At 49.4% G+C, this 17,810-nt stretch carries 13 protein-coding genes; 10 read left to right on the top strand and 3 right to left on the bottom strand.

The window, feature by feature from the left end; all coding sequences use genetic code 11:
- Nucleotides 1–185 precede the first annotated feature (185 nt).
- Together J2Z66_RS25260 and J2Z66_RS25255 are read left to right on the top strand one after the other, a co-directional pair.
- Nucleotides 186–974 carry a phytanoyl-CoA dioxygenase family protein gene (locus tag J2Z66_RS25260; RefSeq protein ID WP_209975510.1) on the top strand — a complete coding sequence of 263 codons (789 nt, stop codon included), beginning with the start codon at nt 186–188 and terminating at the stop codon, nt 972–974.
- 48 nt (nt 975–1,022) lie between these two features.
- Nucleotides 1,023–2,702 carry a right-handed parallel beta-helix repeat-containing protein gene (locus J2Z66_RS25255; RefSeq protein ID WP_209975509.1) on the top strand — a complete coding sequence of 560 codons (1,680 nt, stop codon included), beginning with the start codon at nt 1,023–1,025 and terminating at the stop codon, nt 2,700–2,702.
- Nucleotides 2,703–2,987: 285 nt separating this feature from the next.
- On the opposite strand, the gene J2Z66_RS25250 is transcribed toward J2Z66_RS25255, so the two are convergent.
- The 3 genes from J2Z66_RS25250 to J2Z66_RS25240 all read right to left on the bottom strand — a co-directional run bounded on the left by J2Z66_RS25250 (nt 2,988) and on the right by J2Z66_RS25240 (nt 5,986).
- On the bottom strand, nt 2,988–3,857 hold the full coding sequence (locus tag J2Z66_RS25250) for a helix-turn-helix domain-containing protein (RefSeq protein ID WP_209975508.1): 870 nt from the start codon (nt 3,855–3,857) through the stop codon (nt 2,988–2,990).
- 179 nt (nt 3,858–4,036) lie between these two features.
- Nucleotides 4,037–4,909: a helix-turn-helix domain-containing protein gene (locus tag J2Z66_RS25245; RefSeq protein ID WP_209975507.1), complete on the bottom strand. Its 873-nt coding sequence runs from the start codon at nt 4,907–4,909 to the stop codon at nt 4,037–4,039.
- Nucleotides 4,910–5,155: 246 nt separating this feature from the next.
- A complete protein-coding gene (locus J2Z66_RS25240; RefSeq protein WP_209975506.1) occupies nt 5,156–5,986 on the bottom strand; it encodes an AraC family transcriptional regulator in 831 nt (276 codons plus the stop codon).
- Between the two features lie 258 nt (nt 5,987–6,244).
- On the opposite strand from J2Z66_RS25240, the gene J2Z66_RS25235 reads away from it, so the two are divergent.
- The 8 genes from J2Z66_RS25235 (at nt 6,245) to J2Z66_RS25200 (ending at nt 17,808) form a co-directional block, all read left to right on the top strand.
- Nucleotides 6,245–8,917 carry a hypothetical protein gene (locus J2Z66_RS25235; RefSeq protein ID WP_209975505.1) on the top strand — a complete coding sequence of 891 codons (2,673 nt, stop codon included), beginning with the start codon at nt 6,245–6,247 and terminating at the stop codon, nt 8,915–8,917.
- Between the two features lie 119 nt (nt 8,918–9,036).
- Nucleotides 9,037–10,059 (top strand): mannonate dehydratase, encoded by a 1,023-nt coding sequence (locus J2Z66_RS25230; protein ID WP_209975504.1) that lies wholly within the window; start codon nt 9,037–9,039, stop codon nt 10,057–10,059.
- A gap of 49 nt (nt 10,060–10,108) precedes the next feature.
- Entirely contained in the window at nt 10,109–11,140 is a 1,032-nt protein-coding gene (locus J2Z66_RS25225) for a mannonate dehydratase (RefSeq protein ID WP_209975503.1), read from the top strand.
- Nucleotides 11,137–12,000, top strand: coding sequence for an NAD-dependent epimerase/dehydratase family protein (locus tag J2Z66_RS25220; protein WP_245375828.1), 864 nt, complete (start codon nt 11,137–11,139; stop codon nt 11,998–12,000). Before J2Z66_RS25225 ends, J2Z66_RS25220 begins: the two co-directional genes overlap by 4 nt.
- Before the next feature lie 39 nt (nt 12,001–12,039).
- Entirely contained in the window at nt 12,040–12,669 is a 630-nt protein-coding gene (locus tag J2Z66_RS25215; protein ID WP_209975502.1) for a carbohydrate-binding family 9-like protein, read from the top strand.
- 68 nt (nt 12,670–12,737) lie between these two features.
- Nucleotides 12,738–13,874 carry an ABC transporter ATP-binding protein gene (locus tag J2Z66_RS25210; RefSeq protein ID WP_209975501.1) on the top strand — a complete coding sequence of 379 codons (1,137 nt, stop codon included), beginning with the start codon at nt 12,738–12,740 and terminating at the stop codon, nt 13,872–13,874.
- Nucleotides 13,865–16,876 (top strand): extracellular solute-binding protein, encoded by a 3,012-nt coding sequence (locus tag J2Z66_RS25205; RefSeq protein ID WP_209975500.1) that lies wholly within the window; start codon nt 13,865–13,867, stop codon nt 16,874–16,876. The genes J2Z66_RS25210 and J2Z66_RS25205 overlap by 10 nt, the downstream gene beginning before the upstream one ends.
- Nucleotides 16,873–17,808: a carbohydrate ABC transporter permease gene (locus tag J2Z66_RS25200; RefSeq protein ID WP_245375827.1), complete on the top strand. Its 936-nt coding sequence runs from the start codon at nt 16,873–16,875 to the stop codon at nt 17,806–17,808. The genes J2Z66_RS25205 and J2Z66_RS25200 overlap by 4 nt, the downstream gene beginning before the upstream one ends.
- The last annotated feature ends 2 nt before the right edge of the window (nt 17,809–17,810 follow it).

Genomic DNA, 17,810 nt, shown 5'->3' with positions numbered 1-17,810 from the left:
TCAGCGGAATTTATTGTACTTATGTATTTTATGTATTTATGTATTTATGTATTTTATATATCTATTATATCTATTGAATTTATTGAAATTATTGTATTTATAGACCCGCTGAATAAACTTCTCGGGTCTCATACACCATCTAAAAATTTGCGATTATCTCGCACGCCTTTTAAGGAGGGCTTACAATGTCAACTTTATCTGACCAACAGCTTGATTTTTTTGAAACCTTCGGCTTTCTCAAATTTCCTGGATTACTACAGGACAGCATTGGCCTTATAATTGAAGAATTTGAGGCTGTGTTTAAACACTTAAATGAGTCTGGTCCGCTTGATGAAGGCTTACGCACCAGGATGATTGCCCCATTTATCGACCAACGGGTGCGCTTAAGCGCTCTGCTGGAGGAGCCGCAGATTCAACCTATTCTCACTTCACTGCTTGGTGAGGATTACAACTACATGGGGAGTGACGGCAACTATTACACAGGGAATACCCCCTGGCATCCGGATGGAAGCTCAAATGATTACAGGCATATCAAGATTGCTTTTTACCTGGATACGTTAGGTGCAGCTAATGGTGCGCTTCGGGTCATTCCGGGCAGCCACCTGCATCAGGGACCATTTGCCCAGAAATTGCTTGGCCGCATCCAACAATCCGCGGAGCTGTGGGGCATGAACGGAGACGCGCTCCCTTCTGTTTCGCTGGATGTTGTTCCAGGAGACATTCTTGTATTTGATCACAATTTATTTCATTCCTCATGGGGCGGGAGCCAAAGCCGGCGTATGTTTACGATCAATGCTTGCCAGCGTTATCAAGAAAATGATATCCATAAGTTCCGTGATTATCTGGTTCTTCATCATTCCTATCAGAACGCATCAGAACAATATTATGGTCCCAATATGCTGAAAACTGCGGACTCGCAGCGAAAAAAACATCTGGAGCAGGTATTGGCAAATGTTGATGTTTTGACGGTGTAGGTAGTAGGATAAGTAGGATAAGTGGGGTAGTACGTTAAGGATAGGTAGGTGTGGACAATTAAAAAGACTTGCAGTTTATTGTTGGCTATCTTTCTGCTGATGCTCCTTACTTCATGCGTCAACAAAGAATTGAGATCGCAGCCTAAGGAAAATGTAGCTGAATACACAGGTGAAGAGGTGAAAATATCTCTTGATGACATCAAATACGGAGGCCCTCAATTTGTCGGGAAGCTGTTTACGGAGGGGCTTGGACGTCTTCCGCAGGCTGAAGAGTATACCCACTATATTTCCAATATAGAGAAGAAGGGCTGTACGGTGGAGACGCTTGCGAAAATGGCTGAACAATTTTTCGGGGAAAACAAATTTGCAGAAGCGAAGTTGAGTAGTCAGGAAGCTGCAATGGCGGTGTATCGTGCCATATTGAATCGCGATCCGCGACTAGACGAGGTTGACGACTTCATGAAGCGTATCGATAAGAAGGAATCTGTCTCCTCCATCGCCAAAAGCTTGACTGGCCACAGCGACTTCGCAGCGCTTATGCCTGATATTGTGACCGGCCCTTATTACTGGGGGATCAATAACAAGGAATTCTCTCCAGCCGGCAGCATCATGACAACTACTGATTTACAAACCTTGCTGGACGGGCCGGATAAGATCATTGAGCTTCCGCGCGGAACGCTCGTTCTCGTTGAGCAAACGATTAATGTCCCGGCTGGCAAGACGCTGCGCACTGCAGGGGAGCCGAATCACTATGCGAGCAAGGCGAGGCTGTTGCGAGTGGCCAATCTGGATACCCCAACAGTCACAATTGAGCAAGATGGGACGTTGTCCCACGTATGGGTCGATGGAAATCGTACGGCTTTCGTGAATGATAAGGATGGACTTCAATACGGAATCAATGTGTTAACCCGGGGAGACAACGTTAACGTTGTTTCCAACCGCATCAATGACGGGACTGCTGCGACCAACCTGGTTGGCGCCGATTTGATGAAGAATGCTTATTTTGCCCGGAACCTGATTACCTGTTACGCTACCAGTCATTATTCCGGAAATCGCGGAGGCTGGGCTGATGCCATCACTCATGCCAGTACGGATAGTGTGATTGAAGAGAATGAGGTTGTCGATGCGACCGATGTTGGCATTATTTTGTTCCGCTTTGCATCGGATAATAACGATGTACCGCAAACGACCATCATCCGCAACAACACGGTCGTGAACCTGGGGAATCCAGCGTTTATTGGCTATGCGGTAGACTCATGGCACAGCCAGAAGAGGGTGCTTGATTTCGAGGGCTCAGCGTTCATGAACAATGCCTTATGGACATCCATGCGGGCGTATGTGCATACTGCGTTTTCGTTCGCGCCACTGGCCTCAACGGGCAAAATTGGGGATACCGGGAAAGGCGGAAGTATGATTAACAATTACACGCCTGAAGGTTTATATGCCCTGACGGCCGCCGGTATAGCTGTCGATGGGATGAAGGATGTTACCATGCGGGGCAATAATCTGAACCTGTTTATCGGACCATGGGGCGGAGATGAACAGCTTGGTCTTGCTCCGCGACTGATCTCAATAAACGGGAAAACTTCCAGTGGAAATGTGCAGGGGCCCTATGAAGATGTACCTATGTGGACTGAGAAGGCCAGCTTCTACTCGGTTACTAAAGGACCGCAAGAATCGGCAGTATTATTAAAAAAAGCTATTATAAGAGATACCTTTACCCAATGAAGGGTCAGAAATCAGAAAATCCCCTCTTTTCGCATCAAAATAAAAGGTTTAAACCATTGAATATATCAATAACCCGCGGTCAAGCTTCGCGGGTTTTCTTATGCTTTTGGAAAGCTTTCTGGACGATCTGCAATATTGCAGGTAACATCCGTTTTTTAGGAGTTGAAGGTTGAAGTTGTTTGGATAGATGCTGCATAGAATTCCTCGAATGAAAGTGCTGCTGAAGGCGGAAGAAAGAAATAGACTTGGAGGCTTATTCAAACGCTGGAGTGCGGAGAATGATGGTTAGGATCGGGTGTAGATATTCCGGTACTTGCCGGGAGGCATACTGGTATGCTCACGAAAAACTTTGGTGAAATACTTGCTGTTCTGATAGCCGATTTCCTGAGCAATATATTCCATGGTATGGTTCGAATTCAGCAGCAGTTCGATGGCCCGGTTGATGCGGAGCTTGGTTAGGTACTGCATGATAGTGGAGCCGGTATGGTGGTGGAAAGTACGTGTTATATGGAATTTCGATACGTCAAGTCGATCGGCTAAATCGTCCAAACCAGTCAAGGTTCGATAATCGTTCTCCATCAGCTCGACGATCTGCCTGACTAGCTCTGGCTTAGCGCTCGGTTGGGGCGGCATGATATGGGCAGTACGATATAATTCGGTTAAAAATTGATAAGCGGCTCCCGCCGATTGGAAACCATCGTTCAGATGACCCAGATAAGCTTCCCAGTAGAGACGTACCAAATAACGGATGACAAACGCATCTGTTTCAAAAACGGCAACACTCCCTAACTGCTCGCGAATAAATGACCAGCAGCTGTCTACATGCTCCCCGTTCAAAACGATAAACAACACAAGCCAACCATCATCCTCACCCGGATAATAGTATTCATGGTCGCTTGGCACGTCTACCATAAATGCTTTGCCTGCTTCGAGTGAATGCAGCTGCTCCCCGATTCGGATCATTCCCTTGCCTTTCAACGTGTACTGAAAAATAGAATTTCCTGCTTGTCCTCTCTTCAGTCCATTATAAACGTGGTCAGTGGAGGTTACCTGCATACAGCCAATAGATTTCAATTGAGCCGGTGCATGAGGAGGAGACTCAGCGAAATTAAACACAAATGCATCGGCTGGCATATTTATTTCATGAGATCGCAAGATTCCGTACCCTCCTCGCAGTAGCGTGGATCTGAATACATTTATGGATTAATTATACAGTATGCATATCGGGTTGAGCAACCACATTGCAATTGAAATGAATGAGATCATTTAGCCTGAGGCGCTTATTTTTTCGCAAGAATCAATAGCACGAGTCGTAATGAATCCTGGTGATTATGTTATGATCGGATGTAAATATTTCGGTACTGTCCTGGGGGCATTTTGGTTTGCTCGCGGAAAACTTTTGTGAAATATTTGCTGTTCTGATAGCCGACTTCTTGCGCAATGTATTCCACATTATGATTGGAATTCAGCAGCAGTTCAATGGCCCGGTTGATGCGGATCTTGGTGAGGTACTGGATAACTGTGGAACCCGTATGCTGGTGGAAGGTACGTGTGATATGGAATTTGGATGCATCCAGGCGATCAGCTAAATCGTCTAAGCCCTCCAAAGTTTTGTAATCGCTTTCCATCAGCGTGATGAGGCGGCGGACTAATTCTGGCATAGCATGAGGTTGGGGTGGAATCATATGGGCAGTACGGTATAATTCAGTTATGAACTGGTAAGCGGCCCCTGCAGATTGGAAACCATCGTTCAAATGGCCCTGATAAGCTTCCCAATACAGACGTATCAAATAGCGGATGACAGAAGCATCTGGTTCAAAAACAGCAACACTTCCCAGCTGCTGACGAATAAATGACCAGCAGTCATTAACGTGCTCACCATTTAATACGATAAACAATACACGCCAGCCATCAGCATCGCCCTCATAGTAATATTCATGGTCGCTTGGCACATCTACCATAAACGCTTTACCTGCCTCGAGTGAATACAGCTGTTCCCCGATTCGGATCATTCCCTTGCCTTTCAACGTATATTGAAAAATGGAACTCCCTACTTGTTCTAATCTCTTCAGTCCATTACAAATATGATCCGTGGAGTTTACCTCCATGCAGCCGATCGAGTCCAATTGTGCGGGTGCTTGAGGAGGAGACTCAACGAAATCAAACTTGAATGCATCGAATGGAATATTCATAACATGGGATCGCAAGATTACATACCCCCTTTACCAAAAAGTGGAATTGAAGAAGATGGGTTTATTATACATGATGAATAAGAGTTTAAGCAACAAAAACACATTTGAACCTAATGCGGGCATTCAGCTCTGCAGTGTTTGTGTTTTTCGCAAGAATCAATAGCCAAGTAAGCCAAGTATAAATACCAAGCAGGACCTAGGAAAGCAAAAGCAAGCCGCAGTAGTACTGAATATTGCATTACAAAAAGAGTGAACGGATGTTCACTCTCTTTGTTTGTGAAGCTCACGAAATTCACCCGGGGAACCCTTTTCACATTTCTTGAAAATTTGATGGAAGTAAGTATCGCTATCATAGCCGACGAGCTCAGCAATTTCTTTGATTGTATAAGGGAAATGCAATAAGTAGTGCTTGGCAACTTCCATTCTGTATTGAATTAAATATTGAATAGGGCTAATACCGAATTCGGTTTTGAACAAATGACTTAAATAAAACGGGCTGATATGGGTGAATTGGGATAGTTCCTTGAGGGTGATATCCGTATTATATTTATTTTCAATATAGCGTTTGGCTTTGACAGCAGATTCATGGGACGACGATTTGTTGGATTTGGAGAGAGGACGGCCATTCATAATCCGCATCAATTTACTCAGCAGCACAGACAGCAGCTGGTCTGCAGCAAATTTGGAATGAGGATCGTTGCATGATTTTTCCTGAATGATATCCATCATAAGCAGCTTGATAGAAGCAAAATGATCACCAAGCTGAATAAAAGGCGGCCGGCCGAGCTCCACAAAGTGATTATTGGGGAGATGCTTGACCTTCAAGCTTGTAAAAGTAAGATACAACGAAGAGAAATAGGGGGAAATACTGTGTTCCGCATGCCATATTCCGCTATTGTAGCAAAGAAGACTGCCTGAACCTACCTGATAGGTAATACCATTCACGGTAAATAGGCCTTCCCCGTCCATAATCAATAGCAGTTCAACCGCATCTTTATGAACATGCAAGGGATGATCTAATGAATCGTGTCCCTCCGTATGGATCTCGTAACCATATTCCAATGTTGGCAGCATGACGAATGACTGTTCCATTTTAATCCTTTTTTAAAATATTGATAGTAAATATCCGAATAATTCCTGTCCTCTTAAAGTTAATATTAAATTAACATGAGGGTATGCATCAGTCAATATGTCGCAAGATTATATACCCTATTCGCAATAAAATGGAATTGAACTTTACCTGGTTAAATACTACAGTTATATTAATGGATTTAGCAATATAAGAGCCGCTTTGTCCTGAGTCTAAGAACTGAAAATTTATGTGATCATGGAGAAGAGGGAAAGAAAACTATGGTTATAAAATCTGTAAAGCAAGTGGCTATCTTATGGCATGAAGGTCCTGCCGCAGGAACGATACAAGTGAAGAACGGTACTGTAACGCATGGTAGTTTCACAGGTGCTGGCGAGGACAGAGGCGAATACAAAGACGGATCGTTTCAAATCAAAGAAGCGCCATCTGCTCGCCTTGAGCTGACCGTAGACGGATCGCTGCAGACAGGAAGCGGAAGCGTTATTGTATCTGTCCTGTCAGGTGTGAATGCGTTTTCATTTTTCTTGCGCGACGTCTCTGCTGCTAACCCGATCTGCATTCCGGATTACGGAGTGGCAGTCACGGAAGCAGGAGATCCTCGTTCGTATGAGCAAATTACCGGGAGCATCCGATCGAGATCACTGCTCACGGATATCCAGCGCTTGAGCATAGAGCCTGAAGAGAGCTTTGAAGCAGCGGCAGCCTATACGAAAGATATGAAATTCCAAACGTGGCTGGGACTCTCGCGCGACATGCGCATCTTTGCAGTCGACTTTCACGAAGCATATGGAAGTGTGTTATTTGATTATGTGGAGCCGCGTTTTCACTTGCCGGCTGTGACGCTGCCGGAAACGGACAATGCGCCTGTACGTTACAGCTTCCGCATTGGTCGCGGGGTGGCTAACCGGCCGATTATCAAGAAGAGGCTGGAGGATGGTGTGCTGCCGATCCTGCATGGGGTTGTGGAAGACGGCGATATCATCTACAATACGACGACATTTGTCTCACTGGAACGAAATGAACTGACCAAGGACAATGTGCGTGGCACGCATTTTTTGGTGGCAGACGGCCATACATCGGGACAAATGTTCACCGAATCACAGAAGCAGGAGTATGATCGGCTGCTGCCGGAAGAGCTTAGCCAGGAGGAAGAAACGGTGCTGTATTACCGCATCGAGGCGATTAATACGGCTTCCGTTCCCCGCTACTGCTGGTTTTTTGCTCCGCTGCCCAATGGCCGGTCTTGTCCGACGAATGAAGTGAATACGCTCTCTTATGATTTCGATCCGGAGACCGGGTTTGGTGTTTATGCTTCCGGCCGGGTCTACGGAATTGTTACCGTGAACGGCGAACCGCTGAGAGATAACGAAATGGCTGTGCTGGTCAATCCGGGAGAAACCGCTAAATTTGACATCATCATCCCGCATCGGCCGATCTCGCGCGAACGCGCTGCAGCGCTGGCCGAACATGACTTCACCGAGAGGCACGAGCAATGCCGCACCTATTGGCAGGAGAAGCTTGCGCAAGGCTCACGCTTGCAGCTGCCGGAACGTCGCATCGACGAAATGGTGCGTGCCGGATTGCTGCATCTCGATCTTGTTACATACGGATTGGAGCCGGATGATGCAATTGCGCCGACGATCGGCATTTATGCTCCAATCGGATCGGAGAGCGCACCGATTACTCAGTTTATGGATTCGATGGGCTGGCATGATACAGCCAGACGTTCCATTATGTATTTTCTGGAGAAGCAGCACGACAGCGGGTTTATCCAGAATTTTCAGGAATACATGCTGGAAACGGGTTGTGTCTTGTGGACCATAGGCGAACATTACCGCTATACCCGCAATGAAGCGTGGATCTCGGAAGTCAAGCCAAAAATTGTTAAGGCGTGCCAGTACATACTCGATTGGCGTCAGCGCAATATGACGGAAGAACTGCGGGGCCAAGGCAAAGGGTTTGGCTTGCTGGATGGCAAGACAGCTGATCCGGAAGACCCATTCCGTTCGTTCATGCTTAACGGCTACGCTTACCTGGGACTGAAGAGGATCGCGGAAGTGTTCACGGATTCGGATCCCGATTATGCGGCATTCATCACCCGGGAGGCGGAAGCGTTCAAGCAGGATATTCGCACTTGCTTCTACGATAATTTGGCATTAAGTCCCGTTGTGCCGCTTGGCGATGGCACGTGGAGCCCGACAGCATCGCCGTGGGCGGATGCAACTGGCCCGGTGGCGCTGTTCGCCGACAAGGGCGAGTGGTATACGCATGGCACATTCATGTGCAGGGACTCTCTGCTTGGCCCCTTGTATCTAGTCTTTACCGAGGTGCTCGAGCCCGACGAGCCAGCCGCCAGCTTCTTGCTGAACTTCCACGCCGAGCTAATGCTGCTGAACAATGTTGCTTTAAGTCAGCCTTACTACAGCCGGCATCCTTGGGTTCATCTGAAGCGCGGTGAAGTGAAGCCTTTCCTGAAGAGCTACTATACCTGTGTCTCTGCGCTTGCTGATAGAGAGACTTATACGTTCGGGGAGCATTTATTCCCTTATACGAGCCCGCATAAAACGCATGAAGAAGCCTGGTTTCTGATGGAAACACGCTGGATGTTGTATATGGAGCAGGGAGACACGCTTAAATTGCTTCCAGGTATTCCGCGCAGCTGGATGGAAGAAGGCGAAACCATCGAACTGAAGGATGCTGCCAGCTACTTCGGCCCCTTTACCCTGAAGACGGAATCGAAGCTGCAGCAGGGAAGCATATCTGCTTCTGTGGAATGCCGCTCTGAACGGGCGCCAAGCCTCGTTGAAATTCGGCTGCCGCATCCACTCGGACGTAAGCCGAAAAGCGTGAGCGGTGGCGTGTACGATGCTGAGACGGAAACCGTTCGGATTGAGGCTTTCTCAGGCTTTGCTGAGGTCGAGGTTTACTACTGAAAAAATCAAGGCTAGGCTGAAACAGCTGTTGAAATAGTTGTTGAAATAGTTGATTGAAAAGTTTGTGAAATAGCTTTAGAAATCGCTGTAGAAATAGTAGATGAATAGAGGGATGACATATGGGAAATAAGCTGCGGGTAGCGCTCGGACAGTTCGGCGCATTGACGGATGAGATGGGGAAGTTCGCCAAACAGCTGGGCTTTGACAGCATTCAGCTCAACACGCTCGGAGAGGATGAATCACTCTGGGAATATGAAGGGCTGCTGGCTTTGAGACAGCAATGTGAATCATACGGCTTGACGCTCGAAGCGATCGAAAACGTGCCGATTCAGTATTTTTATAAAATTATGCTGGGTCTGGAAGGCAGAGATGAGCAGATCGCTAAATATCAGCAGATTATTCGCAATATGGGCAAAGCGGGCATTCCGATCCTGGGTTATCATTTTATGCCGGATGGAACCTGGAGGACTTCTTACACGGTGCCTCTGCGTGGCGGAGCGCGGGGAATGGGCTTCGATCTGGATCTGGTGCAAACCGGAGCGCCTGACCGAACAGGCAGCCTGCCGATTGCGCGTGACCCCGAATATCTGAAGCTGCTTAATTCCGTCGCCGACCGTGTATTTACGGAAGAAGAGAGATGGGAATATTACGAGTATTTCATCCGGGCGGTCATTCCTGTCGCCGAAGAAGCTGGTGTGAAGCTGGCACTGCATCCGGATGACCCGCCTGTGCCGATGGTGGGGGGCATAGCCAGACTGTTCCACAATATCGACGGCTTCAAAAAAGCAATGGAGATAGCAGATAGCGATGCCTGGGGCCTCGATTTATGCCTCGGCACGACTTCGTCCATGCTCGGCGGTGCAGATACCGTCCGGGAAATGATTGAATACTTCGGATCACGGAATAAAATTGTGTATGGTCATTTCCGGGATGTTCAGGGTACGGTTCCTAAATTCAACGAATGTTTCCTTGGGGAAGGCAATTTCAGCCCAGTTGAGATGATGCGTGCGCTTAAGAAAGTCGGGTTTACTGGATTTATCATTGACGATCATGTGCCATGGATCGATTATGACGAAGGCTGGGGTTACCGTTCTCATGCTCATCAGAGCGGGTATTTGCAAGGTATTATTGATGCGATTTAGATCTATATGCTGCATAGAGGTTATGCCTACACTTGGAGGTTGAAATTCAATGACCATGAGAATTGCGCTCGGACAATTTACGGAGATCACCGAGGAAACGATGACGTTCGGCAGGCAGCTTGGTATTACAAGCGTACAGCTTAATGTTCCAAGCTTGCCGGGGAAAGCCCGATGGGAATATGAAGACTTGCTCGCTCTGCGCAAAGAGTGTGAGAAGCATGGGATGAAGCTTGAGGCTATTGAAAACACACCTTTTGACTGGTATTTGAAAGCAATGCTCGGCATGGAAGGACGCGATGAGCAGATTGAGCATTACCAGGCAACAATTCGCAATATGGGGCGCGCAGGTATTCCGATTCTGGGCTATCATTTCATGCCGAATTCCGTATGGCGTACCCCCGGGCAAACCGGTCGCGGAGGATCCAAAGTCACTGCTTTCGATATGGGGCAGGTGGAGCCTTACCACGAACGGGACCCGCAAGCTGAGGAAGTGGCCGATCCTGACATTACGGTACAGCGGCTTATGGATGAAGGACCCAATCGTATGGTTACCGAAGAGGAGCTTTGGGATAACTACGAATATTTCATCCGTGCGGTCATCCCGGTTGCCGAGGAAGCTGGTGTGAAGCTGGCGCTGCATCCTGACGATCCTCCGGTGCCGCAAATCGGTGGGGTTTCCAGACTATTTTATAAAATCGAAAATTTCATACGTGCCAGAGAAATGGCCGATAGTGAGGCTTGGGGGCTCGATCTGTGTCTGGGCTGCTGCTCGGAGATGCCTGGAGGCGCACTGGATGTCAAAAAAATGATTGAGTATTTCGGTCCCTTGGGGAACATTTTATACGTTCATTTCCGTGACGTTCAGGGTACGGTTCCGAAATTTCAGGAATGCTTTCTCGGAGAAGGCAATTACGATCCGGCTGAAGTTATGCTTACGCTGAAGAAAAGTGGTTTCACGGGCTTTATGTCCACAGATCACGTTCCCGTCATCGTGAATGATTCACCGTGGCAGCACCGCTCGCGGGGCCATGCCATCGGCTATATGCAGGGACTGATGAAGATGATGGAGGTCCAAGTATGAATGGTCCAAGTATGAATAAACGGCTGACGATTGCAGTAACCGGTGGTGCCGGGACGCTGGGCAAGCAGGTTATCGTGGAGCTGCAGCAGCATGGATATGAGGCGGTATGTCTCGACCTCAAGCCGCATCCTGACCCGGCATGCCAAAGCATAGTTGTTGATTTGCTGAACTTCGAGGATGTATATGAAGCGCTGGAAGGATGCGATGCTGTCATTCATTTGGCAGCCATTCCGGATCCCCGTAACATATCTGGTGTTTTTGCTACCAATGTCGTGTCGACGATGCACGTGCTGGAAGCTGCAGATAAACGAGGGATCACCAAAGCCGTGACGGCATCGAGTGAATCAGCCTATGGTTTTCCGTGGGCGATTCATCCGCTTCTGCCTCAATATTTCCCGGTCGACGAGGCCCACCCGGAGCTTCCGCAGGAAGGATACGGACTCTCGAAGGTGGTAAACGAGCTTACCGGTGCTATGTTCAACCGCAGGTCTGGCATGCAGGTCGTATGCTTCAGGCTCTCGACAATTTGCGTTGCGGCATCGTATCAGGAATTGGTTCGCGAGGGTGAGAGAGACCCGGGTTTCTGGAAACGTATTTTATGGAGCTACATCGATGTTCGCGACGCTGCTGCCGCCTGCCGGCTGGCGATCGAGGCCGAAGGACTCGGCGCCGTAGAGCTGAATATGGCGGCGGACAATACGTTTATGTCGATTCCGACAAGTGAGCTGATGCAAACGTATTTTCCCGAGATAACCGATATCCGGCAGGTGTATGAGGGAAATGAGGCGTTCTACAGCAACAAGAAGGCGAAGCAATTATTGGGCTGGCAGCCGGTGCATGATTGGCGGGATCAAATCTAGAGATTTGGAAGGACCCTCAGCAGAAAGGGAAGTGTAACTATGAAGCTGTATAGATGCAAGCATGTTGCAGTAGATTTTGAAATTGACGGAAATGTGGAGAAACAGCAGTGGGCTTTAGCAGAGCCGCACAACCTTGTGAACACCGAGACGGGGGGAGCTGCCAGACAAGCGACAGAGGTTCGCTTGCTCTGGGGGCCAACGCGCTTATATGCAGCTTTTCATTGCGATGATACTGAGCCTAATGCCACAATGACGGAATTCAACGATAAATTGTATGAAGAAGAAGTTGTGGAATTGTTTATAGATGAAGGCGGAGATGGAACGGTATACATCGAAATTGAAGTGAATCCGCTGAATGCCTTGATGCATTACGCGATTTTCAATCAAGGGGACGGGCAGATACTCACCTTCGCCAGAACGGACCACAGGATTGAAACGGCGGTACGCAAGCACAGCACTGGCTGGGATGCAGAGATCGCTATTCCTTACAGCGAGTTTCGCACGGCGCAGCAGCTGCCTCCCCAAGAGGGCGTACAATGGAACATCAACGCTTACCGCATCGATCGTCCCACAGGAGAAGACATGGAATGCACCGCATGGTCGCCGACGGTGATCAACAATTATCACCTTTCCTCCCAATTCGGTATTCTGGAGTTTGTACAGGAATGAGCGGAGGCGCTTAGTAATTTTATTGACGAACGAAAATGGTTTGTACGATGAGCACTGGGGGATTCAAAATGGGAGCAGTCATCTTTCATCATGTGTACAAAAAATACAAGGGCGAGGTGCAGCCGTCAGTCAAAGACTTTCATCTGGATATCGCAGATGGCGAATTTCTCGTGCTGGTTGGGCCGTCAGGCTGCGGCAAGTCAACGACACTGCGTATGCTCGCCGGTCTCGAAGAGCTGACGGACGGGGATATTTACATTGATGACCGGCTGATCAACTATGTTTCGCCTAAAAACCGTGATATCGCTATGGTTTTTCAGAACTATGCCCTTTATCCGAATTTATCCGTATATGAGAATATGGCACTTGGGCTCAAGCTGCGTAAAATAGCCAAGCACGAAATTGAACTCAACGTCAACCGTGTCGCCCGGGTGCTTGAAATATCGCATTTGCTTGAAAAACGTCCGCATCAGCTTTCAGGCGGACAGAAACAGCGGGTCGCGCTTGGACGGGCGATCGTCCGGGAACCGAAAGTGTTCCTGATGGACGAACCCCTGTCCAATCTCGACGCCATGCTGCGGGCGCAGACGCGGGCTGAGATTATCCGGATGCACAGCCAGCTGAAAACGACGATCGTCTACGTCACCCACGATCAGGTGGAAGCGATGACGATGGGGACGCGGATCGTGGTGATGAAATCAGGAGAAATTCAGCAGGTCGCTCCACCGCAGCAGTTGTACGACAGTCCTGTCAACCAGTTTGTCGCCAGCTTCATCGGCACACCGCAAATGAATTTCATTAAAGGAAAAATTACACATGCTGAAGATGTGTATTATTTCGAAACGAACCGCTGGAAGCTGATGCTGCCGGAGTCGTATACGCCCATTCTGCAGCAGTCTCCGTACAGCTTGCGGAACGTGGTGCTTGGACTGCGGCCTGAGCATATGATGCTGGACGGGGAACAGCCTGTTAAACGGGAAGAGTGGACGGTGAACGCGCAGGTCGATATGAAGGAGCTGATGGGCTCCGATACTTTTCTCTACGTGGATACAGGGCACGGCTCACAGATTGTCCGCGCGCAGGCGCATACGCATGTTGCGGCAGGAGATCCGGTCCGTGTTCAGCTGAATATGGCTAAGGCTCATTTCTTTGACGTGGACACGGGGAATGCGATCGGCCAAGGAGGCGGCCCGAAATGCGACTGAAGTTGTCGAGATGGTCGGGACGCAGTAGAACGATTGTCATTGTATTGCTCTGCATCGTTGTTTTTTATGCGGTGCGGGCCACTTTTTATAATAAGCAAGCAGAATACGAGCCGTTTGATGCGGCTTCCCTTATTAGCAATATCGCAACGGACGGCGTTCCCTACTATATGATGGCCATGCAGCGGGAAGCAGCAGCCGGCATTCAGCAGCCAACTGAACCGATCCTTGTGGACATCGACGCAGCACGCTACCTTACAGCATCGCCTGAAGCCAATACAGCCATTGTGCCGGACGGCAAGCTTGGCAGGGATGTGCTGCATTGGCAAAGCGGGGAGGGTTCAGTTGAATGGGACGTAGAGATCCCGCAGGACGGATTATACGAAATTCAGCTCGAATACATGCCGCTCCCCGGCACATCGGCTTCTGTCGTTCGCGGGCTTCAGATCGACGGCTCCTACCCGTTCCGCGAATCGGAGAAAATCGAGCTCGAACGGCGCTGGAAGGATAGCAAATATCCATATGACCGCAATAAGCTGGGGAATGAAGTGCGCGCTCCGCAGGAGGAAGTCGTCGGCTGGTCGGCGAAGGCGGTTGCAGATTATGCAGCATCCTCATTGCCGCTACAGTATCGCCTTACCAAAGGCCATCATACGCTGCGCATGATTGGAGCACGGGAACCGCTCGCGCTTGCAAGTATCCGTCTTGTGGCAGCTGCGGCTGTTCCGGAATACCGGGACTATGTTGCTGAAAATGAAGCTGGCTATGGAGCAGAAAATGCAGCAGTCCTAGCGACTGAGCAGCCTGAGCAGACGCAAAGCGGCTGGTTTCAAGTGTTTGAAGCTGAACACTTTATCCAGAAGTCCCAGATCGGCATCCAGAAGTATGCGGTGATGGAAGCCAGGGTATCCCCTGATGCTCAGGGAAGGGTCGTCTACAATACGCTGGGTGCAGATCGCTGGCAGCAGCCGGGCCAGTGGCTGGATTGGCAGCTTGAGGTGCCTGCTGATGGCTGGTATGAACTCGATGTGAAATACCGGCAAAGCTATAAGGGCAGTTCGAATGTGTACCGGACGATTATGCTCGATGGCACGGTGCCTTTCAAGGAAATGCTGCATTACAAATTTGCCTACGATAATACCTTTGACATGCATACGCTGCAGGATGACAGCGGAACCCCGTACAAGTTTTATATGACGAAGGGCAGCCATACGCTGCGGATGATCGCTGACGGCTCACCGGATATGCCGGCACTGCTTGCCCTGCAGCAGACGCTTGCGGAATTGCGGCAGTTCGATGCTCCTCTGCGCGCGGTAATCGGTGATTACAATCAATTCAAGGGGCCCAATATCGATGCGAACCGGACATGGGATATTAAGAAATATGTGCCGGACATCGAGCAGAAGCTGGCCGGGTTTATAGATCAGCTGCAGAATATTATGGCCTATATTAATGGTCTGAACGGCGCTGAAACGAATCTGGCCTCGACGATCAGGCCCGCTGTTCTCACACTGCAGTCCATTGCTGAAGATGTGGATGATCTGCCGAATAGGCTGACACAGCTGACGGCGATTCAAACCCAGATCGGCACCTGGATCGGGACGGCCGATTATCAGCCGCTCTTGCTGGATTATTTCGTCGTACGCGATCCAGATACGGTATCACCTCTCCAAACACCCGGACAACTGGAGAAGCTGGCTTATTCGACGAAAAACTTTGTCAGAACCTTCTTCTTGAACTATACGGCGGAAAAATCAGATGATGAACAATCCATTGACGTCTGGGTGCAGCGTGGACGCGATTATGTTGACCTGCTTCAGGAGCACATCGACCAGGATTTTACCCCAAGAACGGGGATTAAGGTCAATTTGAATTTAATGCCGAACCCGAATGCGCTTGTGCTTGGCAATGCGGCGGGAAACCAGCCTGATGTGGCGCTTGGGGTCGGCATGGAGATGCCTGTTGATTTCGCCATGCGCGGAGCAACGGCTGACTTAAAACAGTTTCCCGGCTTCACCGAAACGGTGAGCCAATTCCATCCGGGACTTATGCGCTCCTACACCTATGACGGTGAAGTGTACGGCTTGCCCGAAACGCAAAACTTTCTGCTGTTTTTTTATCGCAGTGATATTTTCGACAGGCTGGCTCTGACGCCCCCAGATACGTGGGAGGACATCTACCGGATGCTGCCGACGCTGCAGGAGAATGGCATGACGTTCTATATTCCGCCTAAAGATTACGTGCCATTTTATTACCAGCATGGTATCGACTTTTATACGGAGAACGGTATGAATACGCGGCTTGATGAAGAAGCGGCTCTCCAGCCTTTCAAGCAGTGGACCGATTTATTCAAGAAATACTATATTCCGCTTGAGGTCCCGGCCTTTTACAACCATTTCCGGTATGGCACCATCCCCGCAGGAATCGCTGATTTCACCACGTATGTGCAATTAACAGCTGCTGCCACGAACATCGCAGGACAGTGGAAGGTTGCACCGGTTCCGGGAACGAAGCAGCCTGACGGGACTGTAGCCAGGTGGACACAGCAGGGGGCCACAAGCATGATGATTATGGAGAAAAGCCGGAAAAAAGCGCAGGCATGGTCGTTCCTGCAATGGTGGTCGGACAAAGAAACGCAGCTTCATTATGCGCAGGAAATCGAATCGTTCTTCGGCATCGAATACCGCTGGAACTCTGCCAATATGCTGACTCTGGCACAATCACCCTGGCCTGATGGCGATTTGCAGGCGATCAAGGAGCAGGCGCGCTGGATCAAGAACGTTCCGCTTGTACCGGGTTATTACTCGCTTGGCCGTGAAATGGATTTTGCCTGGAATCACGTGCTTGTTGGAGGCATCCCTGCCAAGGAAGCGCTGGAGCAGGCAGCTGTTTCCCTGCAGCGGGAACTACGCCGCAAGCAGCAGCAATTCGGGTACGAACCGTCTTCTTCCGATCTGCACATCCCGCAAATTGACCAGCCTTATGATTGGAGGGAAAGCGAATGACGCCGATGCTCCGGGTGGTTCGCGGTCTGAGACAGCTGGCATTTGACTGCTGGCACAGCCGTACGGCCTATCTGTTTATCGCTCCGTTCATGATCTCATTTGTGATCTTTATCATTATTCCCGTCTGCATGGCGATGGGGCTTAGCTTTACCGACTTTGACGGGTTCTCGTTCCCGTCGTTCGTCGGCTTCCAGAATTATATCGATCTCATTACGCAGGATCATATCTTTCAGAAGTATGCGCTGCCGAATACGTTCAAATTCGCACTGCTTGTCGGTCCGGGAGGCTATCTGCTCTCCTTCTTCTTCGCCTGGCTGATCTATCAGCTGCCGAAGAAATGGCGGGACGTGTATACGCTGGCGTTCTATGCGCCATCGCTTGCCGGAGGCGTTGCTCTGACTGTGGTCTGGGCGGCGGCTTTCAGCGGTGACCGTGTCGGCTATCTGAACAACTTCCTGCTGAACCTGGACTTGATCAACCAGCCCGTCATCTGGCTGCAGGACCCGCGATATTTGTTGAACATCATGATCATTGTCACCTTATGGACCAGCTTCAGCATCGGTTTCCTCGCTATGATGGGCGGGCTTGCTACAGTCAATCCGGAGCTGTACGAGGCAGGACGAATTGACGGCATCCGAAACCGTCTGCAGGAAATTTACTACATTACGATTCCGTCCATGAAGCCGCAGATGATATTCAGCGCAATTATGGCCATCGTCACGACGCTGCGCTCCGGAAGTATCTCTACAGCGCTGAGCGGAATGCCGATTACGCCGCAGTACAGCGGCCATCTGATCATTAACCATGTAGATGATTACGCTTTTATCCGTTTCGAGTTCGGGTATGCCTCCGCCGTTTCTGTCGTACTGCTTGTCATGTCCTACCTGATGATGCAGTTCTTCTATAAAATATTGCGGAACAAGGAGGGCTAGCT

Origin of the sequence: Paenibacillus eucommiae (assembly GCF_017874215.1) — a bacterium.
GTDB classification, from domain to species: Bacteria; Bacillota; Bacilli; order Paenibacillales; family NBRC-103111; genus Paenibacillus_AI; species Paenibacillus_AI eucommiae.
Note: the sequence above shows the minus strand (reverse complement) of the source record. Positions and strands in the feature narration are given on the sequence as shown.